At 63.4% G+C, this 26,172-nt stretch carries 17 protein-coding genes; 4 read left to right on the top strand and 13 right to left on the bottom strand.

The window, feature by feature from the left end; genetic code table 11:
• Positions 1 to 127 precede the first annotated feature (127 nt).
• From IVB22_RS09730 to IVB22_RS09720, 3 genes are all read right to left on the bottom strand, one after another.
• Positions 128 to 1,438, bottom strand: a complete 1,311-nt coding sequence (locus tag IVB22_RS09730; RefSeq protein WP_247517116.1) for an HlyD family type I secretion periplasmic adaptor subunit — start codon at positions 1,436 to 1,438, stop codon at positions 128 to 130.
• Positions 1,435 to 3,180: a type I secretion system permease/ATPase gene (locus IVB22_RS09725; RefSeq protein WP_247517115.1), complete on the bottom strand. Its 1,746-nt coding sequence runs from the start codon at positions 3,178 to 3,180 to the stop codon at positions 1,435 to 1,437. Before IVB22_RS09725 ends, IVB22_RS09730 begins: the two co-directional genes overlap by 4 nt.
• Positions 3,181 to 3,400: 220 nt before the next feature.
• A complete protein-coding gene (locus IVB22_RS09720) occupies positions 3,401 to 3,670 on the bottom strand; it encodes a GlsB/YeaQ/YmgE family stress response membrane protein (RefSeq protein WP_247517114.1) in 270 nt (89 codons plus the stop codon).
• A gap of 124 nt (positions 3,671 to 3,794) precedes the next feature.
• Between IVB22_RS09720 and IVB22_RS09715 the strand changes: the two genes are divergently transcribed.
• A complete protein-coding gene (locus IVB22_RS09715) occupies positions 3,795 to 4,049 on the top strand; it encodes a hypothetical protein (RefSeq protein ID WP_247517113.1) in 255 nt (84 codons plus the stop codon).
• Positions 4,050 to 4,231: 182 nt separating this feature from the next.
• Here IVB22_RS09715 and IVB22_RS09710 read toward each other — a convergent pair whose 3' ends face one another.
• The 7 genes from IVB22_RS09710 to IVB22_RS09680 all read right to left on the bottom strand — a co-directional run bounded on the left by IVB22_RS09710 (position 4,232) and on the right by IVB22_RS09680 (position 11,608).
• Positions 4,232 to 5,215, bottom strand: a complete 984-nt coding sequence (locus tag IVB22_RS09710; protein WP_247517112.1) for an ABC transporter ATP-binding protein — start codon at positions 5,213 to 5,215, stop codon at positions 4,232 to 4,234.
• Entirely contained in the window at positions 5,212 to 6,624 is a 1,413-nt protein-coding gene (locus IVB22_RS09705) for an amidase (RefSeq protein ID WP_247517111.1), read from the bottom strand. Before IVB22_RS09705 ends, IVB22_RS09710 begins: the two co-directional genes overlap by 4 nt.
• Positions 6,621 to 6,818, bottom strand: a complete 198-nt coding sequence (locus IVB22_RS09700; protein ID WP_247517110.1) for a hypothetical protein — start codon at positions 6,816 to 6,818, stop codon at positions 6,621 to 6,623. The genes IVB22_RS09705 and IVB22_RS09700 overlap by 4 nt, the downstream gene beginning before the upstream one ends.
• On the bottom strand, positions 6,815 to 7,894 hold the full coding sequence (locus IVB22_RS09695; RefSeq protein WP_247517109.1) for an ABC transporter ATP-binding protein: 1,080 nt from the start codon (positions 7,892 to 7,894) through the stop codon (positions 6,815 to 6,817). The genes IVB22_RS09700 and IVB22_RS09695 overlap by 4 nt, the downstream gene beginning before the upstream one ends.
• Positions 7,895 to 7,897: 3 nt before the next feature.
• Entirely contained in the window at positions 7,898 to 8,776 is an 879-nt protein-coding gene (locus IVB22_RS09690) for an ABC transporter permease (RefSeq protein WP_374207519.1), read from the bottom strand.
• Positions 8,777 to 8,788: 12 nt separating this feature from the next.
• A complete protein-coding gene (locus IVB22_RS09685) occupies positions 8,789 to 9,742 on the bottom strand; it encodes an ABC transporter permease (RefSeq protein ID WP_247517107.1) in 954 nt (317 codons plus the stop codon).
• 207 nt (positions 9,743 to 9,949) lie between these two features.
• Positions 9,950 to 11,608, bottom strand: coding sequence for an ABC transporter substrate-binding protein (locus IVB22_RS09680; RefSeq protein WP_247517106.1), 1,659 nt, complete (start codon positions 11,606 to 11,608; stop codon positions 9,950 to 9,952).
• A 199-nt stretch (positions 11,609 to 11,807) separates the two neighbouring features.
• Between IVB22_RS09680 and IVB22_RS09675 the strand changes: the two genes are divergently transcribed.
• Entirely contained in the window at positions 11,808 to 13,421 is a 1,614-nt protein-coding gene (locus tag IVB22_RS09675) for an ABC transporter substrate-binding protein (protein ID WP_247517105.1), read from the top strand.
• Positions 13,422 to 13,539: 118 nt separating this feature from the next.
• On the opposite strand, the gene IVB22_RS09670 is transcribed toward IVB22_RS09675, so the two are convergent.
• Both IVB22_RS09670 and IVB22_RS09665 read right to left on the bottom strand, forming a co-directional pair.
• The gene (locus IVB22_RS09670) at positions 13,540 to 15,768 is read right to left on the bottom strand and encodes a CHASE2 domain-containing protein (RefSeq protein WP_247517104.1); all 2,229 of its coding nucleotides are present in this window, start codon (positions 15,766 to 15,768) and stop codon (positions 13,540 to 13,542) included.
• A 69-nt stretch (positions 15,769 to 15,837) separates the two neighbouring features.
• Entirely contained in the window at positions 15,838 to 20,715 is a 4,878-nt protein-coding gene (locus tag IVB22_RS09665; protein WP_247517103.1) for a VCBS domain-containing protein, read from the bottom strand.
• Between the two features lie 682 nt (positions 20,716 to 21,397).
• Between IVB22_RS09665 and IVB22_RS09660 the strand changes: the two genes are divergently transcribed.
• Both IVB22_RS09660 and IVB22_RS09655 read left to right on the top strand, forming a co-directional pair.
• Positions 21,398 to 22,198, top strand: coding sequence for a transglutaminase-like cysteine peptidase (locus IVB22_RS09660; RefSeq protein WP_247517102.1), 801 nt, complete (start codon positions 21,398 to 21,400; stop codon positions 22,196 to 22,198).
• Between the two features lie 245 nt (positions 22,199 to 22,443).
• Positions 22,444 to 24,624, top strand: coding sequence for a PQQ-dependent dehydrogenase, methanol/ethanol family (locus tag IVB22_RS09655; RefSeq protein ID WP_247517101.1), 2,181 nt, complete (start codon positions 22,444 to 22,446; stop codon positions 24,622 to 24,624).
• A 242-nt stretch (positions 24,625 to 24,866) separates the two neighbouring features.
• On the opposite strand, the gene IVB22_RS09650 is transcribed toward IVB22_RS09655, so the two are convergent.
• Positions 24,867 to 26,066: an ABC transporter substrate-binding protein gene (locus tag IVB22_RS09650; RefSeq protein WP_247517100.1), complete on the bottom strand. Its 1,200-nt coding sequence runs from the start codon at positions 26,064 to 26,066 to the stop codon at positions 24,867 to 24,869.
• Positions 26,067 to 26,172: the final 106 nt, after the last annotated feature.

The raw sequence follows: 26,172 nt of genomic DNA, 5'->3' as shown, positions 1-26,172 counted from the left end.
CTGCGAACGCAGGGACCCATACGCCGTGTCGCTTGTTTTGAGAGACGCTGTTCGACGGCTTCGTTTCAACAACTGAAGCCGGTGGTTATGGGTCCCTGCGTTCGCAGGGACGACAGCGGGGACGAACTCACCGCTCCCGGAACGAGCGCATCAGCTGGTCGCTGAACGGCTTCATCAAATAGGAGAACATGGTGCGGTCGCCGGTTTGCACGAAGGCTTCCACCGGCATGCCCGGGATGATCTTGACGTTGTCGCCGAGGCGAGCGACTTCGGCCGGCGGCAGCGAGACGCGGATGGTGTAGTAGCTCTGGCCGGTGCGCTGGTCGGTGGTGACGTCGGCGGAGACGCGCGTCACCACACCATTGAGTTCCGGCGTGGTACGCTGATTGAAGGCCGATAGCCTGAGCAGCGTCTTCTGGCCGATCTGCAGCTTGTCGATGTCCTGCGGATTGACCTTGGCTTCGACCGAGAGATCGTCGGCCCGCGGCACGACCATCATGATGGCGTCGCCGGCGGTGATGACGCCGCCCACGGTGTGCACCGTCGACTGCAGCACGACGCCGTCCTGCGGCGCGCGGATGTCGATGCGGCGCAATTGATCCTCCGCGGTGACCTTGCGCTCGACGAACTCGCCGATCTTGTCGTTGGTCTCGCGCAGATCCTTGGAGACCTCGCTGACCACGTCCTTGTCGACCTGGATGATCTGCAGTTCGGTCTCGGTGATCTTGCCCCTCGCCTGGGCACGCGCAGCAATGTATTGCGCGCGCTCGCCCGAAAGCCGGGCGAGATCGCGCTCCAGCACCGTCAGGCGCGAAATCTGGATCAGGCGCTGCTCGTAGAGCTGGCGCACGCCGACCAGTTCTTTCTCGACCAGGGCCACTTCCTTTTCCTTGGCCTGTTCCTGCGCGGTCAGCCCTGCGATTTCCTCGTTGAGCTGCAACACCCGCTCGCGCAATTGCGATTTTTGCCCGGCGCGTCCGAATACGCGAACCTCGAACAGTTTCGTCTCGCTCGCCACGATATCCCGCACATCGGGATCATCGGCGCGATCGGTCAGCATCGGCGGAAACTTGATCTTGTCGAGGCCGCGCTGCTCGGCCTCCAGCCGCGCCGCGCGCGCCCACAATCCGTTCAGCGTCTTGACGACGATGGCGAGGCTCGCCTTGACCACGGTCTCGTCGAGCCGCACCACGATGTCGCCGGCCTTGACGATATCGCCGTCGCGCACCCTGACCTCGCCGACCACGCCGCCGGTCGGGTGCTGCACCTTCTTGACGTTGGAATCGACCACCACCGAACCCGGCGCGATCAACGCGCCTGAGATCTGCACCGTGGAGGCCCAGCCGCCAAAGCCGCCGGCGAGCACCAGCATCAGCGAGAGGCCGACGATGAGATGCATCCGTATCGAGCGGCGCGCGCCTGTCAGCTCGGCGGTCATGATTTTTTCGCAGCTCCCGCTTCGGAAACGATCTTGATCGGCGGCGGCGACGGCACCCGCTGCAACACCTGGCCGAGCACGGTTTCCTTCGGACCGAACGCCTGCATGCGGCCGTCCTTCAGCACAAGAAGCTGGTCGACCGCCTCGATGCCGATCGGCCGGTGCGCCACCACGACCACGATGGCGCCGCGCTCGCGCGCGCTGCGCACGGCACGCGTCAGCGCCTCGTCGCCCTCGCTGTCGAGATTGGAATTCGGTTCGTCGAGCACGATCAGGAACGGATCGCCGTAAAGCGCCCGCGCCAGCGCCACGCGCTGGGCCTGCCCAGCAGACAGCGCCGCGCCCTGCTCGCCGATCTGGGTGTCGTAGCCCTCGCGCATCTTGATGATCATCTCATGCACGCCGGCTTCCTTGGCGGCGGCGATGATCGCCTCCGACTTCGCTTCGGGCTCGAAGCGGCAGATGTTCTGCGCCACGGTGCCGGCGAACAACTCGACGTCCTGCGGCAGATAGCCGATGTGGCGGCCGAGCACGTCCGACGACCACTGGTCGAGCGCCGCGCCGTCGAGCCGCACCTTGCCGCGGGCCGGCATCCAGACGCCGACCAGCGCGCGCACCAGCGACGATTTGCCCGAGCCGCTCGGACCGATGACGCCGACGCCGGTGCCGGCCTCGACGGCGAAATTGACGTCCTGCACGATGACGCGCTGATCGCCCGGCGGCACGATGCTGACGGCCTCGACCGACAGCCGCTTCGACGGCGCCTGCAAAAGCGTCTGTTCATTCGCCGCCGGCATTTGCTCCAGGAGCTTGGACAAGCGATGCCAGCTCTGGCGCGCGGCGACAAAACCTTTCCAGTGGGCGATGGCGAGATCGACCGGTGCCAGTGCGCGTGCACTCAGGATCGAGCCTGCGATGATGATGCCGGCGGTGGCCTCCTGGTGGATCACGAGGTAGGCGCCGACCGCGAGCACCGCCGATTGCAGCATCATGCGCAAGACTTTTGCGACCGCCCCTAAGCCGCCTGCGATGTCGCTGGCGCGCTGATTGCCTGCCAGATAGGTCTCGTTGGCCTCGCTCCAGCGCCTGGTCAGCCGTCCGGACATGCCCATCGCGACCAGCACTTCGGCGTTGCGCCGGCTGGTGGCGGCCAGATCGCTGCGCCGCGCCGCCAGTGTCATCGCCTCCTTCGCTGGCGTGCGCGACAGGAACTCGGTGATCAACGTCAGCGCCACCAGAATGACGGCGCCGATCAGAGCGGTGACGCCGAGCAGCCAGTGAAACGCAAAGCAGATCGCGAGATAGAACGGCAGCCACGGCAGATCGAAGAACGCGCCCGGCCCCATGCTGCCGAGAAACGACCTGACATTGTCGAGATCGCGCAGCGGCTGCAGGCCCTCGTTGCGGCTGCCTACCACCAGCGGCAGCCGCACCACGGTTTCGAACACGCGCGCGTGGAGGGCTTCGTCGAGCGCGGTGCCAATGCGGCCGAGAACGCGACCGCGGATCAGATCGAGGCCGCCTTGCGCGATGTAGAGGCCGCCGGCGAGAATCACCAGACCGACCAGGGTCGGCACGCTGCGGCTCGGCAGCACGCGGTCGTAGACCTCCAGCATGAAAATCGAGCCGGTAAGGTACAGCAAATTGATCATGCAACTCATGACGCCGACGCCGATAAAGGCGTTGCGGCAGGCGCGTAGCGCTTCACCGAGCTCGGAACGCCGGACGGGAGCGGCTGCCATTTATGCGTATCTCTTCAAAAGGATAAGGGTACGTGCTGGTTTTAGCGATGTTTTCGGACACCGTCCATTTTAAGTCACGTTAATCCCAATCCAGTTCATGCCCATGAAGCGGGGGTGGAGACGGAAACCGCCTGTTTGGGCTGCAAATTTGACGCCGGCACCAGCCGCTGGCGGGTTCGGACCTCAGGCTGCCCGGAAACGGGACCAGGACGGGATGTCCCTATAGCCTCCCGCCGGTGCGGAGCAGCCGCACGATCAGCAGCAGGATGACGGCGCCGATCGTGGAGTAGACGATCTCGGACACCAGCCCGGTACCGAGGCGGATGCCGAGCTTGGGAAACAGCAGGCTAGCGAGCAGCGCGCCGGCGATGCCGACGAGGATGTCGCCGATGATGCCAAAGCCGGTACCGCGAACGATCTTGCCGGCGAGCCAGCCGGCAACGAGGCCGACGAAAAGAATGACGAGAATGCCTTCGTTGGAAATCTGCATTTGAAGTCCCCCCGGATTCGCGGCGCGCAGCCGAACGGCAGCCTATCCATCATTGTCCGATGTGACGAGCCGCAATCTGCGCACTGTTCAACGACGCCCGTGAAGTGAAACTTTTTTACGTCACATGCGTTATGTCGGCATGAAGAATGGCGACATTTGGTATGTGACTTTTGGTCCGGACAAGACGGACGAGACGGCGGAGAGCATGGCGCGCTCGACCCGCACCTTTAAATCTGAAATCGACGCCAAGCTTTTTGCGATGCAAATTCTGGCCAAGGGCTGGTCCGCCAGCGCTGGCACGCTCAATCCCCATCAGCCGAAACAGGTCGTGGGGCCGGCGCAGATCGAACGCTGGGCCGATCCGGGATTGGGTGGATAACTACGCTCTCGTGTCCCGGACGCCGCACGGCCTAGGCGATGCATAGCATCGTCCGGCAGTGACGCGACGCAGAGCCGGGACCCCACTGCCAGAGCGGATGGACCCCGGATCAGCAGCGCACCACGCCGCCAACGCGGCGCGCTGCGCAGCATCCGGGGAACGTCGCCCGAAACCGTTTCACGTCAGGTAGCAGCAGAAACTTGCGCCGGTTCGGCCAGCACGCAGCGCGCGGTCCGATCCGGCGATACCTGCACGTTGGGCGGCAAGCGCTCAACACAGCGCGGCTGCGCGTAACTGCAGCGCGGCGCGAACGAGCAACTCGCAGGCGCCTTGTCGAGCGAGGGCGGCGTGCCCGGGATGGTCTCCAGCCGCTGGCCCCTTTTCGCCCCATGGACGGTCGAAGCCAGCAACCCTTTCGCATAAGGATGCACCGGCGTGCGGACGATGTCGCGCAAGCGGCCCTGCTCCACGATCTGGCCGGCGTACATCACCGCAACACGGTCGCAGATTTCGATGGCGACGCCGATATCATGGGTTACGAAGATCACCGACATGCCGAACTCACGCTGCAATTCGCGCAGCAGCAGCAGGATCTGGATCTGCACGGTGGCGTCCAGCGCCGTGGTGGGCTCGTCGGCCAAAAGAATCTTCGGCTTGCAGGCCAAGGCCAGCGCGATCATTGCGCGCTGGCGCATGCCGCCGCTCATTTCGTGCGGATAGGCTTCGAGCCGGCGTTTGGCGGAGGGAATCCGCACCACCTCCAGCATTTCCAGCGCGCGGGCCATCCCTTCCTTCTGGCTCTTGCCTTCGTGGCGCATCACGCTTTCCGCGATCTGGTGGCCGATCGTGTAGACGGGATCGAGCGCCAGCGCGGGCTCCTGGAAGATCATCGAAACAGTCTGACCGCGGAACGCCGAAAGTTGTTCGTCGTTCATCGCCAGCACGTCGCGCCCCAGCACCTTCACGGTGCCCGAAATCTGCGTCCGCTTCTTCGGCAATAGCCGCATCAGCGCGCGCAAGGTCACGCTCTTCCCCGAGCCGGATTCGCCGAGCAGGCCGAGCACCTCGCCCTCGCGGAGGGTGAGCGAGATATCGTTGACGGCATGAACCGTGCGCTCGCCGGTGAAGCGGATGTTGAGATCGCGGATTTCGACGAGGTTGCTCATGCCAAGTTGGGTACCCTATGGTGATAGTCCGTGGCGCGCTGGAACGCCGCGCCGATGCGCACCAGCCCGGCCTCGTCGAAGGGGCGGCCGATCAACTGCATGCCGACCGGCAGGCCCTTTCCGGTGAAGCCCGTGGGAATCGAGAGCGACGGCAGTCCGAGATAGTTGATCGGCCGGGTGAACTTCGTGATCCGCTGGATCACGGCCTCCGCATCTAAGCTGTTGCCGATATCGCTCTCGGCGATGGTCACCGCCGGCATCGGCGCGACCGGCGCGATCACGGCATCGGTGCCGGTGACCGCTGCGAGGTACGCCGCCAGCGCCGGACCGCGCCAGCGCATCGCTTCGAGATAGGTCACCGCGGGAATGGCGAGCCCATTCTGCAGCCGCATCAGGACCTGCGCGCCGTAATCCTGGGGACGCTCGATCATCCAGCGCTTGTGGAAGGCGGCGGCTTCGGTGGCGAGCACGATCTGGCAGGCGGCGGTGAGCTGGCGCTGGTCCGGCAGTTCGACCTTGACGATATCGGCGCCCTCCTTCGTGAGGGTGGCTATGGTCTCGTCGAGCACGCGCGCCACTTCGGTATCGAGATCGTCGACATAGAAGGCCGTGGGCACGCCGATCTTGAGGCCTTTCAGCGAGCCTGTGGTCGCGGCCATGTAGTTCGGCACCGGAAGCGTCGAGGTAGTCGGATCCTCAGGGTCAGCGCCCGCCATCAGCCCAACCAGCAGCGCGCAGTCTTCGACCGTTTGCGCGAGCGGTCCGACCGTGTCGAGCGACTGCGACAAGGGCATCGCGCCGGCACGGCTGATGAGGCCGACCGTGGTCTTGAAGCCGGTGACGCCGCAGAAATGCGCGGGCATCCGGATCGAACCGCCGGTATCGGAGCCCAGCGCCGCAAAGGTCAGCCGCGCCGCAACAGCCGAACCGGAGCCGGACGATGAGCCGCCGGTGATGTGATCGACATTCCAGGGGTTACGCACCGCGCCGTAATGCACGTTGTGGCCGGTCGGGCCGTAGGCGAACTCCACCATCTGCAGCGAGCCAAGCCGGACAGAGCCGGCGTCCTTCAGGCGCTGCAGCGCGGTCGAGGTCGTCGTCGCCACATAATCGCGACGGATTTTCGAGCCGCAGGTCACGACCTTGCCGGCGTCGTAATACATATCCTTGTGCGCCATCGGCACACCATGCAGCACGCCCAGATTCTTGCCCTTGGCGAGATCAGCGTCGGCGGCGTCAGCAGCCGCGAGCGCCTCCTCCGCCTCGATCGCCATGTAGGCGTTGACGCGCGGCTGCCATTGCGCGATCCGGTCGAGACAGGATTGCGTGACCTCACGCGAGGAAAACTTCTTGCCGGCGATCGCTTTCGCAACCGATACCAGCGACATCAGGGCCGGTTCGCCGCTCATTTCGACACCTTTGCGCGCTGCACCAGGAGAAAGCTCGCAGGTTCAAGGTCCATCGGCAGCGTGCCGGCGACCGGCGCAAAACCATCGAACGCCGGGCCGATGGAATTGGCGATGCGCGCGGAAACTTCAGAATCCTGCGGCACGCCGGCGATTTCGGTCATTGCCTTGACCTGCTTGGGGTCGGGTCTTGTCATGCGGCGGTTGCTCCCTCGTCATTTTGCTTGGCCGGTGCGCGGCTGTGCCCGGAGCCAGCAATGGCCATGTAGCACGCCGCCTGATGGCCCATTGTATCGACATCGCTGAGGTTTGGCGTCGCATTTGCGCAGAGCGGCTCCGCAAACGGGCAACGGGTGTGAAACCGGCAACCGGGCGGCGGATCGATCGGATTGGGCGGATCGCCCGAGATCGGCGGCGTCTCGGTGCGGTTATCCGGATCGGACGACGGCATGGCCGCCAGCAGCGCCCGCGTATAGGGATGCGCCGGCGCGTCCCAGACCTTGTCGACCGGGCCAAGCTCGACCACCTCGCCGAGATACATCACCAGCACGCGGTCGCTGATATAACGCACCACGTTGAGATCGTGGCTGATGAACAAGTACGTGAGGCCGAATTCGCGCTTCAGGTCCGCCAGCAGGTTGAGCACCTGCGCTTCGACCGACTTGTCCAGCGCCGAGACAGCCTCATCGAGGATTACCAGCCGCGGCGACAGCGCCAGCGCACGCGCGATGTTGACGCGCTGGCGCTGGCCGCCGGAAATCTCGTGCGGATAGCGGTTGGCGAAGGTTTCGGGCCGCAAGCCGACCTTGCCGAGCAGCTCGCGCGCCAGCGTGCGCGCGGCGCCATCAGCCATGCCGTGAACCTTGGGACCGAACGCGATCGAGTCTTCAATGGTCAGGCGCGGGTTGAGCGAGGCGTAGCTGTCCTGAAACATCATCTGCATGCCGCGGCGCAGTTCACGCAGCGACAGCGCGCGGCCGACCTGCAGGCCGTCATAGATAATATCTCCGGCATCGCGCTTCATCAGGTGCATCAACAGCCGCGCGGTGGTCGACTTGCCGCAGCCGGATTCGCCGACGATGCCGACCGTTTCCCCCTTGGCGATGGAGAAGGAGACATTATCGACCGCGCGCACGGTCTTGCGGGCGCTGAACAGATCGCCCCGCACCGGGAAATGCTTAGTGAGGCCAACGACCTGCAGCAGCGGCTGCGCCGCGCCGCCGATGTCCTCGACCGGCTCCAGTAGCTCGACTGACGGGCTTGTCTCACTCATGCGTCAGTTCCTGATGTCCATGGCGCTGCGCATGCCGTCGCTCAACAGGTTGAAGCAGATCGACACCGCAAAGATCATGACACCCGGCAGCGCCGCCACCCACGGATTGACATAGATCGCGGTGCGCAGCGTGTTCAGCATCAAGCCCCATTCCGGCTCCGGCGGCTTGGTGCCCAGGCCAAGGAACGATAGGCCGGCCGCAAGAATCATCGACACCGATATGAGTCCGGTTGCGTAGACGAAGATCGGCCCGAGCACGTTGCCGAGCATGTGGACGCGCATGATAGTGAAAGGTCCGGCGCCGGAGGCGCGCGCGGCCTCGACGAAATCCATGTTGCGCACGCCTGTCGTGACGCTTTCCGCGACGCGGGTGATCTGCGGCACAAACACAATGGTCAGCGACACGATCGAGTTGACGATGCCCGCCCCGAGCGCGCCCGAGATCGCGATCGCCAGCAAGACCGACGGGAAGGCGTAAAACACGTCGATCGTGCGCATGATCGCGGTGTTGAGCCTGCCGCCGACATAGCCGGCGACGAGCCCAAGCGACGTGCCGATCATGAAGGCAAGGATCACGGGCAAAATGCCTATTATCAGCGACAGCCGGCCGCCATAGATCAGCCGCGCCAGCATGTCGCGGCCGAGTTCGTCGGTGCCGAGCGGGTAGTTCGGCGTGCCGATGTGGCGAAGCCTGCGGATCATCGAGCCCTGATAGGGATCGGCAAGGCCCAGCCACGGCGCGCACAGCGCGGAAAGGAAGATCAGCACCAGCACGAACGCGCAGACCATGCTGACCTTGTCGCGCGCGATGCGGCGACCGACGGTGGCCCAATAGCCGCGCGCCTTGGTGGCGGGCGCGGCTTGCAGGGCGGTATCCGACATCACGGCCATGAATCAGCCCCGCTTGATGCGCGGATCGATCGCGGCCTGCGCGATATCGACCAGCAGATTGAGGGCCACGAAGAACAGCGCCAGCACCAGGATCGTGCCCTGCAGCAGCGGCAGGTCGCGCTGGAAGATCGCAGAATTCAGCAGCAGGCCGGAGCCGGGCCATGAGAACACCGTCTCGATCAGGATCGAGCCGCCGAGCATGTAGCCGAGCTGCAGCCCCATCACCGCGAGCGCAGTCGGCGCCGCGTTCTTGATGACGTGTTTGAACACATCCAGTTCACGCAGGCCCTTGGCGCGCAGCGCCTCGACGAAATCCTGCGAAAGGATGTCGCCGGTGAGTGCCCGCACGGTGCGGGTGACGATGCCCATCGGGATCACCGAGGTCGTGATCGCCGGCAGGATGAGATACTTCAAGTGCTCCCAATCCCAGCCCCACGAACCGGAACCACTGGGACCGGCGCCGACCGCGGGCAGCCAGTTGAGCTGCACCGAGAAAATGATGACCAACACCATGCCGAGCCAGTAATGCGGCACCGAGACGCCGGCGATCGCAATCGAGGTGGCGACCTTGTCGACCCAGGTGTCGCGGAAATAGCCGGCGATCAGGCCGAACAGCAGCCCGAGCGTGAAGCCGATCAGGGCCGCGGCGATGGCGAGCGTAACCGTGTTGCTGACGGCGCGCAGCACCTCCGACAGAACCGGGCGGCCGGTCGCAATCGAACTGCCGAGATCGCCATGGAGCGCGCGCCACAACCAGAGCCCGAACTGGACCGGCAGCGGACGGTCAAAGCCGTAAGCCGTGCGCAGTTGCGCCGCGAGCTCCTGCGATGCATCCGCCGGCAGCACGGCCACCAGGGGATCGCCGGGCGTAATGTGCACCAGCAGGAAGCACACCAGCGCCACGCTGATCACGATCGGGATGACGTAGACGATACGTCGGGCGATGTAAGCAAACACGAGTCACTTTTTCTTCTTCCCTTCTCCCCTTGTGGGAGAAGGTGGCGCGGACGTAGTCCGCGCCGGATGAGGGGTTCTATCCGCGGACGCAAGCATTTCGAATGAGGGACGCGTATCCGCGGAGACAGACCCCTCACCCCGTCTCGAATGAGCTTCGCTCATTCGATCCACCCTCTCCCACAAGGGGAGAGGGGGAGCGAGTATCTCTTACGGTGCCAGCGACACCGGCGAGAAGTCGACGAACCAGCTCTTCGGCTGCACGAAACCCTTGACCTTCGGGCTCATGGCGCGCGGCGAGACGTCGTGGGCGACATAGAGGAACGCCGCGTCGTCCACCGAAGCCGCATGCAGATCCGCAAGCGCCGCGTCACGTGCCGCGGGGTCGAAGGTCTGACGGGCCTTGGTCACCAGCTCGTCGAACTTGGGATTGTTGATGTAGCCCCAATTGTTCGAGACCGGCGGGGCCATCGACGACTGCAGGAAGCGCACCAGCGCGAAGAACGGATCCATCGCCGCGTAGGTGACGTTGGTGGCGTTGGCGCCGTTGGCGGTCGGATCCTTGGCGCCGCGGCGCCAGTTGGTGAACAGCGTGTTCCACTCGATGACGTCGAGCTGAACGTCGAAGTAGCACTCGGCCAGCGCCTGCTGCAGATATTCGTTCATCGGCAAAGGCTGCATCTGGCCCGATCCCGAGGCCGAGGTCTGGGTCTTCACCGTCAGCTTCTTGCTCGGACCGTAGCCGGCTTCCTGCATCAGCTTCTGCGCTGCCTTCAGGTCATACTTGATCTCGAAGGTCGGCTTGCCGCGCCAGGGGTGGCCGGACTCGAAGGTGCCGGTGGCCGGTACCATCAGGCCGGCGAGCAGGCCCTCCTTGAGGCCTTCGCGATCGATGCAGAGATTGGCCGCCTTGCGGACGCGGATGTCGTTCCAGGGCGAGCCTTCGATGCGCGAGAACTGCCACGGCCAGACATGCGGCGATTCATTGGCCTTGAGCTGGAAGCCGCGCTGCTTGATCTCCTTGACCGCGTCAGGCGCGGGCGCCTCGACCCAGTCGACCTGGCCGGAGAGCAATGCTGCGGTGCGGGCGTTTGCTTCCGGCATCGGCAGCAGCACCATCCGATCGACCTTGGGCACGCGCGCCTTGTCCCAATAGCCGTCGTTCTTCACGAGTTCGAGCCGCTCGCGCGGCGTGAACTTCGACATCTTCCAGGGGCCGGTGCCCGACGCGTCCCTGGCGAAGGCAGCCCAGGCGGCCTGCGATTTCGCCTTGGCGTCGGCGCCTTCGGCCTTGTCATAAAACGCCTGCCACTTGGTCGGGCTGGCCATGAACAGGTTGGTCAGGTTGATGGGCAGGAAGCTATCCGGCTCCTTGGTGGTCAGCTCCACCGTCAGGTCGTCGATCTTGCGGGCGGAGGCCAGCGTCGGCATGCGCGAGGCGGTGACGCCGACCTGGCTGGCGTCGAAATGCGGCGCATCCTGCTTCAGCACCTTTTCGACGTTCCAGACCACGGCGTCGGCATTGAAGTTGCTGCCGTCATGGAATTTGACGCCGGGACGCAGCTTGAAGGTCCATTTCTTCTTGTCGGCCTCGTCGACCTTCCACTCGGTCGCAAGGCCGGGGATCATCACGCTCGCCTTGTCGGCCGACGACAGATCCCACAGCGTCAGGGCGTCATACATCGTAAGACCGGTGAAGCGGTTACCCTCAAAGCCCTGATCGGGCTGGCCGAGGGTGCGCGGAATATCGGCAGCCGTCATGCCGATCCGCAGCACCGTTTCGGCGCTCGCGACCTGCGGCAGCCCTACCACCAGCGCCGTCGCCAGCAGCCACGCGGCGGCCGTCGTCTTCGATTTGTCGTTACGCATATGCAGCAATCCCTTCTCGACTTGGGTGACTAATTCTTATGCAAAGGTATGCAACGCCTGTGCCAAGGAAGGCGCTTCGCGAGGGGCGATTAGCCGCACAACTCCCAGTGAGTGCGCATGCAACCCCGCCTTCCATGCTCCATCTGGCATCAAGCTTGCATTTTTTAACTCCAAACCCCCGCCCGATGGAGCTTAAATCATGCGCATCCGAAATTCGATGCTTCTTGCTGCCACAGCACTCATTCTCGGATTCCCTCTTGGCTTGCCTATGATTTCGGCGCAGGCGGAGACCGTTGTGCGCTACGGCATTTCGATGGCGGACATCCCGCTGACCACCGGCCAGCCGGACCGCGGTGCGGGTGCCTACCAGTTCTCGGCCTACACGATCTACGATCCCCTGGTCGCCTGGGAGATGGACGTGTCCGACCGGCCCGGGAAACTGGTGCCGGGCTTGGCCACCGAGTGGAAAGTCGACGAGACCGACAAGAAGAAATGGCGCTTTGCCTTGCGCAAGGGCGTCAAGTTTCATGACGGCAGCCCATTCAATGCCGATGCAGTAATCTGGAATCTCGACAAGGTGCTCAATGACAAGGCACCGCAGTTCGACAAGCGCCAGAGCGCACAGGTGAAAACCCGCCTGCCTTCGGTCGCGAGCTACGCCAAGGTCGACGACGATACGGTCGAGATCACCACCAAGACCGTGGATTCGTTCTTCCCGTATCAGATGCTCTGGTTCCTGGTCTCGAGCCCGGCGCAATATGAGAAACTCGGCAAGGACTGGGACAAGTTCGCCAGCCAGCCCTCCGGCACCGGCCCGTTCAAACTTACCAAACTGGTGCCGCGCGAGCTCGCCGAGCTGACGAAGAACGCCGACTATTGGGACCAGAGGCGGATTCCGAAGGCCGACAAGATCGTGCTGATCCCGATGCCGGAAGCGCTGACGCGCACCAATGCGCTGCTGGCCGGCCAGGTCGATTTGATCGAGACGCCGGCGCCCGACGCGGTGCCACAGCTCAAATCCGCCGGCATGAAGATCGTCGACAACGTCACGCCGCATGTCTGGAACTATCATCTGAGTGTGCTGCCCGGCTCGCCCTGGACCGATGTCAGGCTTCGCAAGGCGCTCAATCTCGCGATCGACCGCGAGGCCGTGGTCGGGCTGATGAACGGATTGGCAAAGCCCGCCAAGGGACAGGTCGACCCGTCGAGTCCCTGGTTCGGCAAGCCGTCCTTCGAACTGAAATACGATGTCGCGGCGGCGAAGAAGCTGGTGCAGGAAGCGGGGTACTCGAAGGAAAAGCCGCTGAAGACGACCTTCATCATTGCCCAGGGCGGCACCGGGCAGATGCTGTCGCTGCCGATGAACGAATTCCTGCAGCAGAGTTTCAAGGAAATCGGCATCGATGTTGATTTCAAGGTGGTCGAGCTCGAGACGTTATATACGGCATGGCGCAAGGGCGCGGCCGACGAGATGAACGCGGGCATCACCTCCAACAACATCGCCTATGTCACATCGGATCCGCTCTACGCGATTGTCCGCTTCTTCCATTCGGGCCAGATCGCGCCGGTCGGCGTCAACTGGGGCGGCTACAAGAATCCCAGGGTTGACGCGCTGATCGACGAGGCCAAGCAGACGTTCGATGTCGCCAAACAGGACGAACTGCTGGCGCAGGCGCACGCCGAGATCGTCGACGACGCCACGCTGGTCTGGGTGGTGCACGACACCAACCCGCATGCACTGTCGCCGAAGGTGAAGAAGTTCGTGCAGGCGCAGCACTGGTTTCAGGATTTGACGCAGATCGGGCTGGAGTGAGGAATCGTAGCGATCGTAGGGTGGGCAAAGGCGCGTTTGCGCCGTGCCCACCATCTATCGCCGAGCATTGTCGTGAATGGTGGGCACGCTTCGCTTTGCCCCACCCTACGGCTTCTGTTTACTTGGTGAGCAGCGCAAACGCGCCATTCCAGTCTTCCGGCGGCGGATTTTCGAGGAAGCCGCGGATGCGGGCTTCGTAGAGATTGTAGAGCAGCTCCAGCGAATTTGCCTCGTCGGTCTTGCGGCCGCGCGCGATGGCCGCGAGCGCGCCGGCCCAGTCGCGGTTGCGATAGCAGGCGAGCATCTCGATGGTCAGGTTGCGCAGGCGCTGGAAGCGGCCGGACTGCGCGGTGTCCTCGCGGCCGGCGATGGCGTAGATCACCTCCGGCTCCTTCTTGCCCTTCACCATGATGAAGTCGAGTTCGAGGATCGCGAACCTGTCCTTGACCGCGAGCGCGGTCCTGGAGCCGATGATGATCGGAAAACCATATTCCTTCGACTGTCCTTCGAGCCGCGAGGCCAGGTTGACGCTGTCGCCGAACACCGAATAATTGAACTTGAGATCGGATCCCATGTTGCCGACCACGCAGATGCCGGTATTGAGCCCGATGCCGGCATTGAGCGGAATGAACGGACGCCCTTCTTCCTTTGCCTCCTGCTCGCGCGCCTGATTGAGCTCGTCGACATGCTCCAGCATGTCGAGCGCCGCCTCGCAGGCGTTGAGCTCATGGTCCTTGTCGTCGAGCGGCGCGTTCCAGAACGCCATGATGGCGTCGCCCATATATTTATCGATATAGCCCTTGCGCGCGAGGATCGCGTTGGTCAGCGGCGTCAGGAAGCGATTCATCAGCGCGGTGAGGCCCTGCGGATCGTTCTTGTAGGTTTCCGAGATCGAAGTGAAGCCGCGCATGTCCGAGAACATGATGGTCATCTCGCGCTCCTCACCACCGAGCACCAGCTTTTCCGGCGACTGCGCGAGCTGTTCGACCAGCACTGGCGACATGTATTGCGCGAAGGCACCACGGATCTGCTTGCGCTGTTGCTGCTCGCGCACGAAGCTCGAAAAGATCAGCGTCAGGTAGATCGACGTAGTCGACATCAACGGATAGGTGAAATCGATCAGCAGCCGATGCTGCGCGTAGAAATACACCGACGTTCCGATCAGGGCGGTCGCAAACGCGGCCCCGAGGGCGACCAGCGTGACCGGTCCGAACAAGGGTGCGAACGCGATCACCAGCAGTCCAAACAGAAGCGCGGTCGCGAACTCGACGGCGATGCCGTAGATCGGCGTCGAGATCACCTCGCCGGACAACGTGGTTTCGAGCACCTGGGCGTGGATCTCCACGCCGGGCATGGCACGCGAAACCGGCGTCGTCTTGATGTCGTTGAGGCCGACCGCCGAGGTGCCGATCAGCACCAGCTTGCCGGCGATCATGTCGGGTGCGACGTTCTTTTCCAGCACGTTGATCGCGGGGACATAGATCGAGGCATCGTTGCGGGCATAGTGAACCCAGATCTGGCCATTATGGTCGGTCGGGATCTGAAGCCCCTTGATGCCGATGCTCTTGATGCCGGCCTTTTCGGCCTTGATCAGGATCGTGCCCGAACCGGTGGCAACCCGCAGCATCTCGAACGTCAGCGAAGGCATGGTCTGGCCCTGCGCCTGCATGATCATCGGCACCCGCCGCACGATGCCGTCGCGCTCGGGCTTGATCGTGAACAGGCCGCGCCCGGCGGCAGCGTGCTCCAGCACCGGCACATTGCGCAACAGGCCGGGGAAATCGAACATGAAACGCTGCGGCTCCTCGCCCAGCATCGCAAGGCCGGTCACCGGCAGTGTCTTGTCGAGGGCCGCGATTTCCTCGGGCAGGCCAGACTCGCCGAGCACGACGCGGGAAGCCTTGATGGCGTCGGCAAAGACCTGGTCGTTGCTCGGCAGCGCGCGCAGCCTGGCGCGGGTTTCCTCGTCGAGATTGCGGAAGGTGTCGGCCGCATAGGCTGGGTTGAGACGGTCGGGCTCCGAAAACACCGCGTCGAACGCGATCACGACCGCGCCGAGCCGGGTCAGCTCGGTGACGAGGTCCGCAATCCGGGTGCGCGGCCACGGCCACTGCCCGAGCTTTTCCAGGCTCTTGTCGTCGATATCGACGATGGTGACCGGCCGCGCGGTCTTCTTGCGCGGATCGATGCGCTGGAACGCGTCAAAGGTCCTGACCCGAATTTCCTCGACGGGAGCCGGATCGGCGACGCGAAGGGCGGCGAACCCGATCAGCAGCGCAAGGCACAGCAGCCGGGCATAGCCAATGCGCCGCGCGAACCATCTTCGCAATACCCGCAGTCGTTTCATGCAGTCTGGATATCACGCCTCGACGGATCAGGCATGCTGGATTCGCGCCACAGACCGTGCCGCAGCGGATCAAATATTACCGCTGCCGCTCGGGTGAAGAATGAAATCACTCATGTGCAGGCTCGCCTTGGCGACGTTCGAGAGCAGGATGCCGTTGCTTCCGTCAAATTGTATCAGGGTATCTGCGCCTACCTGCTCGACGACGCCGCTGTTGACCCAGGAATTGAAGGAGGCGGCATCGTCGGGAGTGAACGGGACGTTGGTCAGAAGATCGATCTTGTCCTGCCCGGATACGAAATCGGTGACGATATCGTTGCCCATCTCTTCCGCGAACACGAACTGGTCGGCGCCTGCGCCGCCCTTCAGGATATCGGCCTGATCGGTCGAAAAGATCACGTCCTTGCTTGATGTGGCGAGCGTCGTGGTATTCAGACCGTCTGATCCCGCTACATTGAAAATGAAGTTCACGGTGTCGGTGGCATCGCCATCTGAAACCGTAAACGTCACCATGTCGGTCTGCTGGGTTCCGAGACCGTCATCATAGGTGACGCTGCTCAGGATGTCGTTGACCTTCGTGAGCGTGCCGGAGCCAGTCGATGGCTCGACGCTGCTTCCCGCAGTCGCCGCGCTTGCGGACACCACGGCGACCGAGAATGTGTCGCCGGTGTCGGGATCGGTGACATACAGGCCGCTAACGGTCGTCGTTCCATCGCCGTTTTCGCTGATGCTGAGCTGTTCGGTCTGGATGACCGGCGCGGTGTTGCTGGTCGGTTCGGTGACCGTCACCTTGGTGGTGAAGGACGCGTGGTCGATTGCGCCATTGGCGGTGCCGCCGCCATCCTGCAGGGTGAACGTCACGATGCGCTCGCCGGCGACCGCGTCCGGCTTGTCGTTCGAGAATTCAATCGCCTGCGCCAGCGCGGCGACGGCCGTACCGTTGGCGTTGCCGTTCAACGCCAACGTCAGGCTGTTGGTGTCGTAACCCGAGAGCGTTCCGATAATCTGGGCGCTGGCTGGACCGGCCGCCCCGTCCGCGTCGTACAGGATATCGGTGCCGCTGAGCGAAATGACGTCGCCGTTCGCTATGCTGAGCGTGTCGCCCTCATGTCCGCCATTAGTCACGGCCGCCGTCAACGATCCGCCCGCGTAATTGCTGCTGTCGACGTCGCTGGCCGAGACACTGCCGGCGAGAGCGACCGCGGCGTCGCCGGCCTGGTAGGTCGGCGCGAGCTCGGCGCCGGTAAACACCGGGCCATCATTGGTGCCGGTGACGGTGACGACGAAGGTCTGCGGCGTCACGCCGCCGTCGCCATCGTCGATCGTGACCATGTAGGTCAGCATCAGTTGCTCGCCGGCAGCCAGATAATCAAAGGCAGGCGATGCCGCCGAGAAGTCGAGATCGACCGAACCGGACGACGAGCCGAAAGCCTTGGTCACCGTGCCGGGCGTCACCAGTGCGATCAGCGCTGTTTCGTCGAGCGCAAGCCCGTTCGTGTCACCCGACGCCACCACGCCGGTGATATCGGCGCTATGGCCGACATCGGTCAGGTCGACGTCGGTGAACGTCACCGGGATGGTCGCAGTCAGCGGCGCGGTATCGGCCTGCTCGGTCAGGTCCTGCTGCGCGATGTTGGCGATAGCGGGCGCATCGTCAGTGCCGGTGACGGTGACGACGAAAGTCTTCGGCGTCACGCCGCCATCGCCATCGTCGATCGAAACCGTATAGGTGAGCGTCAGGACCTCGCCCTTCGCCAGATAATCGAACGCGGTCGAGGCCGCGGAGAACGACAGATTGACGGAGCCGGCCGAGGAGCCGGCGGCTTTGGTTACCATGCCCGGCTTCACCAGCGCGATCAGCGCAGCCTCGTCGAGCGCAAGGCCTGTGGTGGTGCCGGTCGCAGCCGCGCCGCTGATGGTTGCGCTGTGGCCGACATCCAACAAGTCGAGATCGGTGAAAGTGACTGATATCGTCGTTGTCAACGGCGCGGTATCGGCCTGCTCGGCGAGACCCTGCAGCGCGATATCGGCGATGTCAGGCGCATCGTTGCTGCCGTTGACGGTGACGACAATGTCCTGCGAGGTGACGCCGCCATGATGGTCGTCGACCTCAACCGTGTAGGTCAGCGTAACCGCCTCACCATCGGCGAGGTAGTCGAAATAATTATCCGGCGCCGAGAACGACCAGCTCTTCGAGCCCTGCACGCCATCGGTGGAATCGCTCAACGGCCCCAGCGACAGCCAGCTGAGCTGGACCGCGCCGTTGGCGAGGCCCGTCATCACGCCGGAGGCGTGGACGCCAGTGATCTTGACATCATGCGTATCGGTCAGGTCGGCATCGACGAACGTGATCGCACCGCTTGCGGTATCCGGCGTCGCCGAGCCGTGGGTGTCGGCGCGTTCGGTGAGGGCCGCGGTCTGCGGATCGCTGGTAATTTCAGCCGTATCGTTGCTGCCGGTGACGGTGACGGTGATCGGCTTGGTCACCACGCCGCCATGCCCGTCATCGACGGTTGCGGTGTAGGTCAGCGTCAGGATCTCGCCGTAGGCAAGGAAGTCGAACGCGCTGTCGGAGACGCTGTAGCTCCAGTTCGCCGAACCGTTATTGGTATTGCCTTGCGCCTGCACCACCGTCAGCGGCTCATCCACAGCCGCGATCGCCGCGAGCTGCGCGGTCGTGAGCTGCGAGGCGACATCGACACTGGACGTATTCAGGTAGGTGAACGAGGTAAAGGCGGCGCTCGCCACCGGCCGGTCGGTCAGGTCGACGTCGGTGAAGCTGATGGTGCCGGATGCGACATGAAGCGCGTTGGAGCCCGTCGGGTTCGGCTGGCTGGCGTTCGAAAGCTCGGCGAAGGCGTCGCTGGTCGCGGCGATGGTCGGCAGGTCGTTGGTGCCGATGACGACGACGTCGGCGCCCTGGATCGAGACCGTGATCGGCGTCGAGATAACGCCGCCGTGGCCGTCGTCGACCTGGGCGACGTAGTTGAGTGTCAGCGTTTCGCCCTTGGCGATGAAATCGAACTTGCTGTCCTCGATGCTGTAGGTCCAGGTCGCCGAGCCTTTATTGGTGTTTCCGGCGGACTGCACCACAGTCAGCGGCACCTCGACGGCGAGGATCGCCGCCAACTGTTCCGGCGTCAACGTCGCCGTGATGTCATTGCCTTCCGCGTCGTAATAGCGGAACGGATCGGTCGTGGAGATCGCCGCGCTCACGACCGGACGGTCGGTCAGATCAACGTCGGCGAAGGTGACCGTGCCGGTCACGGTATCGATCACCGTATTGCCGGTGCCGATCCGCTCCGTGATCTCTCCGCCGGTCGCCGAGATCGTCGGCTTGTCGTTGGTGCCGGTGATGACGATCGTAAACGGCACGAACGTCGTCTCGTTGAACGGCGCGTAGTTGTTGTCGACCCGCGCCATATAAGTCAGCTTCAGCGTCTCGCCGGCGGCGAGGAAGTCGAACGCGCCGTCGGCAACGTTGTAGGTCCAGGTCGCCGTGCCGAAATTTTTGCCTTTGGGGTCCTGCACCACGACCAGAGGCACTTCGACCGCCTTGACCGCAGCCAGTTGCTCCGCCGTCAGCTTGGCGCTGACGTCGGTGCCCTGCGCGCTCTGATACGTGAAGGAAGAAAACTGCGCACTGACGCTCGGAGTGTCGCCGACATTGATATCGAGATAGGTGACCACGCCGGATGCGCTGTCGACGGCGGCGTTGCCGGTCGTATCGACCAGCTCGGTAAACGAATCGCCGGACGCGTCGGCTGCCGGTGGCCCAGGAATATGAGTAAGTGTGGGACTGGGGCCCGTACTGGGGGAAACGGCGGGCCTCTCCGGGATGGTGAGGAACTGAAGCGTAACCGGGACCACGGCGTTGCTGGCCAGTTTGAGGAACACCGTTTCCGGAACGATCGAGTCGGTAAAGTTGGTCGTGAGCTTGGTGTTCGGGTTGTTCAGGTCGGTGAACTTCAGCGAGAACACGTCGCTGATGATCTTCTGCGCGTCGGGCGACAGTTGCACGGATGACTGGAAGCTGACCGCGCCCTGGCCATTGATGATCGTCTGCGTGCCGGCCCGGTTGACGGTTGCGATCTGCGTCAGCGTGGTCTTGTCGAACAGGATGTAGGAGCCGGTGGTGCCGTCGGGCTCGACCAGCACCTGGAATTTCGCCGGCGGCGCACCGCCCTGGCCAGGCACCTCGAAATCGATCTCGACCAGCACCGCGGTGCCGCGGATGCCCATGGTCGCGACCGGGGTGTCGACCTTCATGTCGCCTTTCTTGGCGGTGGCGCCGGCGACGAACGAGATCGTGCCCTGCACCAGGCTGAGCAGTGATTTGTTGTCCGACCCGTTGGGGTCGTAGATCATTTCGTTCAGCACCATCTTGGCGTTCGATGCGAGACCGAACACGGTGCCATCAATGAAGGTGATGCCGAGTGTCGAATCGGAGCCGGACTGGACGACGTCGCCTTTGTGGACGGTGTCACCCTGGTTCAGGATGATCGACACGCCGTTGCGGATCGCGGTCGCGTTGCCCGTCAGCTTGGTGACATGGCCGATGATCGCAGGCGCGACGCTGGCGCTGCCGTCGGCCTGCGCGAACTGGGTGTGCCCGGCCAGCGCGTTGACGATGTCACCGGTGAGGTGGGCGCCGTCGGGCGAGGCCAGTGCGGCGCGTTTCTCGCCCTTGAAGTAATCGTGCAGCACGAGCTCGCGGTCGCCGCTGGTGAGGACCAGGTCGACGCCGGACCGCTTGAAGTCGCCATGGAACAGCAGATGGGCATCAGAAATAATGATGGCGTCGGACGGCGCATGTGTCGAAACCTTGTCGACATGGACCTTGCCGGGAGTCGAAAGATGGCCGTGCGATGACAGCAGAGGCCCGAGGCCACTATCCGCGCCGGAAAAAGGGTCGAGTTCACCCGATCCGAATTTGCCGGCGTAGTTCAATGGGATACCGATCTAAATGGTTAAGAAGTATGAAATTTCCCTGCGAGGTTTTCATACCACGCAGGTAAGGAACACAAAAGCAGGTACGCCGAAAACACCCTTAATATGGGGTAAGTCTGCAACAGGACCGAAAAGGTCCGGAAAAATTGTCGGGCGAGAGTGTGGCGAGGGAAAGGCCGGATTTAATTCGGACTGATCGAACAATGGGCACCGCCTCCCCAAGGCAGAAAGATAAGCAGTCATAATACTTTATCTTTGCCGCAGTGCACCGCCTAGCGCTTCCTGAGGGAAGCGACAGCCGTCCAAGGCTGATCACTTCCCAAGGTCCAGTAGAGGCCGCCGCCCTTCAAGCCGTCTGGAACAGGTTGCAATCGCGCACCAAGCGATCCCCCGGGCAAGGTTAATTCCGATGACCTGTGACCCTTTCGCAACCGTAAACGTTGCCCGTATCCCGCAGCCCTTGCCGGATAACCGAGCCGCTTTGATGAGCGCCAATTCGAGTGGATCGATAAAATTAGCTGTAACTGACAAGGCCACGTTCAGGCTGTTTCGCAAACTCCCGGCTCGCCCCCTATCGTTTTAGACAGATCAAAAGAACCCTTGCCCATCCTGCCCATTCCGAAATGATCCGGTCACGCGCAGGCAGAACAAAGCCAGCCGATGCCCGGACAAGGGGCGTCAGATGGGACTATCACCCTATGCGCGCGCATGGCGTGCGGGCATCGTCGCGTGCGGCCTGGCCTGGTTCGGGCCAGCCGACCTGCGCGCGGAGACGCCGGAGCGATCCGCGCCGGTGGAGATGCCCCTTCAATCGCCCGAGCCGTTCGGGCTTGCCGCATCTTCCCTTTCAAGCGGCGGACTGCGCGACAAATGGACTAGCGTGCAACGCCGGCTCGACGACGAAATGGTGCAGCTTGCGCTCTGCGAAGGCGATCGTGACGGCTGCGTGTCTCCCGCCGCGCTGAAATTCCTCGACATCGTGGACGCCGCCCGGCTGCGCGAAGGCCGCGCTCGCCTCGGTGAAATCAACCGCGCCATCAATCTCGCCATCCGGCCGATGGGCGACCTCGCCCAACACGGCCAGATCGACGTCTGGACCTCGCCGCTCGCAACGCTCGCGCGTGGCGGCGGCGATTGCGAGGATTATGCGATTGCGAAATTCGTCGCCCTGCGCCGCGCCGGCCTCGCGCCCGACGATCTCAGGATCGTGGTCCTGCGCGATACCATCCACGGCGAGGACCATGCGGTAGCTGCCGCGCGGCTGGACGGGCGCTGGCTGACACTCGACAACCGCCGCATGGCGATGGTCGAAGATGCCGACGTCAGGAACTTCCGGCCGACATTTGTGATCGGCCAGCACGGCGTGATGCGATACGCCGATGCCCCCCTGCTCACCGACGCCTCGGGCAACAATTCTGTGGCTTCACTCGTCGTGAGTTCTCTGGCCACCTCCGCGTCACCGCCATTCGAACGCGCCGACTGACGAATGACGGCGCGCAAATATTGCGCGGAGACGGCTGACAACAATCTGCTTTCCTTGCCTGATCTCCTTGCCCATCGTGGCGGATGGTGCGCTGCAGCCGGTATACCAGCTTGCATTCGCTCGGCGAAAACATGCCGAGACAAATTTTCTCTTTTTCATTTCGCGCTCCGCTTTGATTGACGCGATCCTTCTCACCGGCATAGCATTCCACCAGATCCGCTAGAGATCACTGGGGAGGGAATGAGATGATACGTTCGCCGCGCGTTGATTCCGCTTGCCGTTTGCTTCCTGAAATTGCCGTTACTTCCCATCGATCGGCGCGCCTTGCGCAGGCCGCGATCGCCATCGGGCTGGGCCTGACGCTATCCTGCAGCGCTGCGTTCGCGCAGAGCCCAGCCAAGGGATCGCCCGAACACATCAAGGCCGTCACCTCGGCGGTCGACGGCGCGTCGATCAAGGCCAATACCGCGACCTCGAACGACTGGCCGACCATCGGCCTCGACTATGCCGAGACGCGCTTTTCCAAGCTCAACCAGATTAATGCCGACAACGTCAAGAAGCTCGGGCTGGTGTGGAGCTATCCGCTCGAATCATCCCGCGGCGTCGAGGCGACGCCGGTCGTGGTCGACGGCATCATGTATCAGACCGCGTCATGGAGCGTGGTGCACGCCATCGACGCCCGCACCGGCAAGCAGCTCTGGACCTTCGATCCCAAGGTCGACCGCGAGAAGGGCTATCGGGGCTGTTGCGACGTGGTCAACCGCGGCGTCGCGCTCTGGAAGGGCAAGGTCTATTTCGGCGCCTATGACGGCCGGCTGTTCGCGCTCGACGCCGTCACCGGCAAGGTGGTCTGGGAAAAGGACACCGTCGCCAGCAAGGAGCACTCCTACACCATCACCGGTGCACCACGCGTGTTCAACGGCAAGGTGGTGATCGGCAACGGCGGCGCCGAATTCGGCGCGCGCGGCTATGTCACCGCCTATGACGCCGAGACCGGCAACCAGGCTTGGCGCTGGTTCACCGTACCCGGCGATCCGTCAAAGCCATTCGAGGATGAATCGATGGCGGCCGCGGCCAAGACCTGGGATCCGGCCGGCAAATACTGGATCAACGGCGGTGGCGGTACGGCGTGGGATACCATCACCTTCGATCCCGATCTGAACCTCGTCTATATCGGCACCGGCAACGGCGCGCCTTGGAATCAGAAAGTCCGCAGCCCCTCCGGCGGCGACAACCTCTATCTATCTTCGATCGTCGCGCTCAACGCCGACACCGGAAAGTACGCCTGGCACTACCAGGAAACGCCCGGCGACCATTGGGACTACACCGCCACCCAGCCGATGATCCTGGCCGACATCAATATCGAGGGCGCGCCGCGCAAGGTGATCCTGCACGCGCCGAAGAACGGCTTCTTTTTCGTCATCGACCGCACCAACGGCAAGTTCATCTCGGCGAAGAACTTCGTCGATGTGAACTGGGCGACCGGCTACGACGCCAACGGCCGGCCCATCGAGATAAAGGAGGCACGCGGCGACGAAGCCTATGACAGCATTCCCGGCCCGGCCGGCGCCCATAACTGGCATCCGATGTCGTTCAATCCGCAGACCGGTCTGGTTTATTTGCCGGCACAGGGCATACCCACCAACCTCACGCCGGAAAAGGCCTTCAAGCACAATGCCGTCGAGCCCGGCAAGTTCGCCAGCGCGACGGGCTGGAATCTCGGCTTCGCGCTGAATGCCACGCCACCGAAAAATCCGGCATTCGGGCGTCTGCTGGCCTGGGATCCCGTCAAGCAAAAGGAAGCCTGGCGCGTCGAGCACGTGGCGCCGTGGAATGGCGGCACCCTCACCACCGCCGGCAATCTGGTGTTCCAGGGCACGGCCGACGGCCGCTTCGTCGCCTACAACGCCACGACCGGCGAGAAGCTCTGGGAAAGCCCGACGGGGACCGGCGTGGTCGCGGCGGCCTCGACCTACATGCTCGACGGCAAGCAATATGTCTCGATCGCGGTCGGTTGGGGCGGCGTGATCGGTCAATGGATACGGGTCACCGAGCTGTCGAGCCCGGGCACGGTCTACACCTTTGCGATCGACGGCAAAGCGCCGCTGCCGGCCTTCGTGAAGTACCAGACCGAAGGCCTGTTGAAGGGCGTGAAGTACGACCCGAAGGATATCCCTGAAGGCACCGCCATCTATGTCGCCGCCTGCGCCGCCTGCCACAGTGTGCCCGGCGTCGACAACGGCGGCAACATCCGCAACCTTGGCTATGTCGCGCCGGAAACCATCACCAACCTGAAGGACATCGTGTTCAAGGGCCCGTTCCGCGACCGCGGCATGCCCGACTTCACCGGCAAGCTGAAGGAAGAGGATATCCCGAAGCTGCAGGCCTTTATCCAGGGCACGGCGGACGCGATCCGGCCGAAGTGACGAAGTCATCGCGGGGCGCGCGCGCAAGCGCGAACCCCGCAGCACATGGCGAAGCAGAAGGGTTGCGCGAGACGATCGCGCAGCCCTTTGTCGTTGCCTAGGTCACCTCGCCGCGGCGCGCAGAGCAACGTAGCCCGGATGGAGCGAAGCGCAATCCGGGACAGCGCAAAAGAAAGGGCTGCGCGATCATCTCGCGCAGCCCCTATGTCGTTAAGCCTTCACCGTAAGGGCGAAGCGCCCTCTCAGAACATCAGGCCTTCCTTCACCAGCACCCAGCGGCCGTTCTTGACCTGCTGGACCTGGGTGATGGTGTTGGCGAGATGGTCGGTCTTGGAGAACTTGGTGGGCGGTGAGTTGAAGATGTCCATGAACTTCTCGCCTGACTCCAGCGAGGTCATCATCTTCTGGCCGGTCAGGTCCTTGCCTGCCTTCTCGGCGTAGAACGCGAAGGTCATCATGGCGTTGTAGCCGATGATCGCCTGCGTGTTGGCGTCGGTACCGAACATCTTCTTGTAATTGGCGAGCCAGTCCTTGACCTTGCCCTTTGCGGTGTCTTCGTACGGGATTTCGAAACCCGAGGCCGCGTAGAGGCCTTCGACCGCGTCCTTGCCGAGCGCCGGCACTTCGAGCACGTTGGTCGGCGTGGCGCCAAGGAAGGTGACGTCCCAGCCGAGCTTCTTGGCCTCGCCCATGGCACCGATGGTTTCGCGAATGACCGTACCGAGCACGACCATGTCGCAGCCGTCGGACTTCATCTTGGCGATCTGCGCGCTGAAGTCGGAAGCGCCGCGCTTGTAGCTCGTGACCGAAGCGGGCGTCAGCTTCATCGCCGTGACCTGCTGCGTGAAGCCGTCAAGCACGTTCTTTCCGTATTCGTCGTCCTGATGCATGATGCAGGGCTTCTTGAAGTTCTTCCCCTCGACCATGTATTTGACGGCCGCACGCGTGCTCTCGACGTAAGGCAGCAAATTGTTGAACTTCAGTCGCTCCTGCGGCTTGGCCGGATCAAACTTGAAGGTGAATTCGGCCGCCGTCAGCGGGAACAGCTGCAAGACGCCGGCATCGAACAGGATGTCCTGTGCGGCGAGCACGGTGGGCGAGCCCATCGGACCGACCATGGCGAAGACCTTGTCGCGCTCGACCATCTTCTGCGACGCCAGCACGGCGCGCTTCGGATCGTAGCCGCTGTCCTCGAGGATCAGCTTGATCTTGCGGCCGTGGATACCACCGGCGGCATTGACTTCCTCAGCCGCCATCTTCATGCCGTTGGAAACCGGAACGCCCCAGACCTTGATCGGGCCGGACAGGTCCTGATGGGTGCCGATGACAATCTCGCTCGCCGAGATGCCTTGATCGGTAACCTTGGTCTGGGCTGCGGCCGGCAGTTGGGTCAGCGCAAGGGCGCTCACCGCAAGGCCCAACGCCCTAAACGATTTCGACATTGCAGTCTCCTCTTCGTTGGCCCGTGTTGAGCGAAGGGTGGGGCCTTCTCAATCCTTCGCCGTTTCCAAAAAAATCCGTTCGAAAAATTCCGATTCAAGTTCCGTT

Source organism: Bradyrhizobium sp. 190 (assembly GCF_023073415.1).
Lineage (GTDB): Bacteria > Pseudomonadota > Alphaproteobacteria > Rhizobiales > Xanthobacteraceae > Bradyrhizobium.
This window is presented reverse-complemented; position numbering and strand designations above follow the sequence as displayed.

Coding starts and splice junctions, on each gene's coding strand:
- IVB22_RS09705 (WP_247517111.1), bottom strand. CDS start 6,624: ATGAGCGGCGAACCGGCCCTGATGTCGCTGGTATCGGTTGCGAAAGCG.
- IVB22_RS09730 (WP_247517116.1), bottom strand. CDS start 1,438: ATGACCGCCGAGCTGACAGGCGCGCGCCGCTCGATACGGATGCATCTC.
- IVB22_RS09690 (WP_374207519.1), bottom strand. CDS start 8,776: ATGTCGGATACCGCCCTGCAAGCCGCGCCCGCCACCAAGGCGCGCGGC.
- IVB22_RS09700 (WP_247517110.1), bottom strand. CDS start 6,818: ATGACAAGACCCGACCCCAAGCAGGTCAAGGCAATGACCGAAATCGCC.
- IVB22_RS09710 (WP_247517112.1), bottom strand. CDS start 5,215: ATGAGCAACCTCGTCGAAATCCGCGATCTCAACATCCGCTTCACCGGC.
- IVB22_RS09675 (WP_247517105.1), top strand. CDS start 11,808: ATGCGCATCCGAAATTCGATGCTTCTTGCTGCCACAGCACTCATTCTC.
- IVB22_RS09650 (WP_247517100.1), bottom strand. CDS start 26,066: ATGTCGAAATCGTTTAGGGCGTTGGGCCTTGCGGTGAGCGCCCTTGCG.
- IVB22_RS09670 (WP_247517104.1), bottom strand. CDS start 15,768: ATGAAACGACTGCGGGTATTGCGAAGATGGTTCGCGCGGCGCATTGGC.
- IVB22_RS09725 (WP_247517115.1), bottom strand. CDS start 3,180: ATGGCAGCCGCTCCCGTCCGGCGTTCCGAGCTCGGTGAAGCGCTACGC.
- IVB22_RS09655 (WP_247517101.1), top strand. CDS start 22,444: ATGATACGTTCGCCGCGCGTTGATTCCGCTTGCCGTTTGCTTCCTGAA.
- IVB22_RS09695 (WP_247517109.1), bottom strand. CDS start 7,894: ATGAGTGAGACAAGCCCGTCAGTCGAGCTACTGGAGCCGGTCGAGGAC.
- IVB22_RS09680 (WP_247517106.1), bottom strand. CDS start 11,608: ATGCGTAACGACAAATCGAAGACGACGGCCGCCGCGTGGCTGCTGGCG.
- IVB22_RS09715 (WP_247517113.1), top strand. CDS start 3,795: ATGCGTTATGTCGGCATGAAGAATGGCGACATTTGGTATGTGACTTTT.
- IVB22_RS09720 (WP_247517114.1), bottom strand. CDS start 3,670: ATGCAGATTTCCAACGAAGGCATTCTCGTCATTCTTTTCGTCGGCCTC.
- IVB22_RS09660 (WP_247517102.1), top strand. CDS start 21,398: ATGGGACTATCACCCTATGCGCGCGCATGGCGTGCGGGCATCGTCGCG.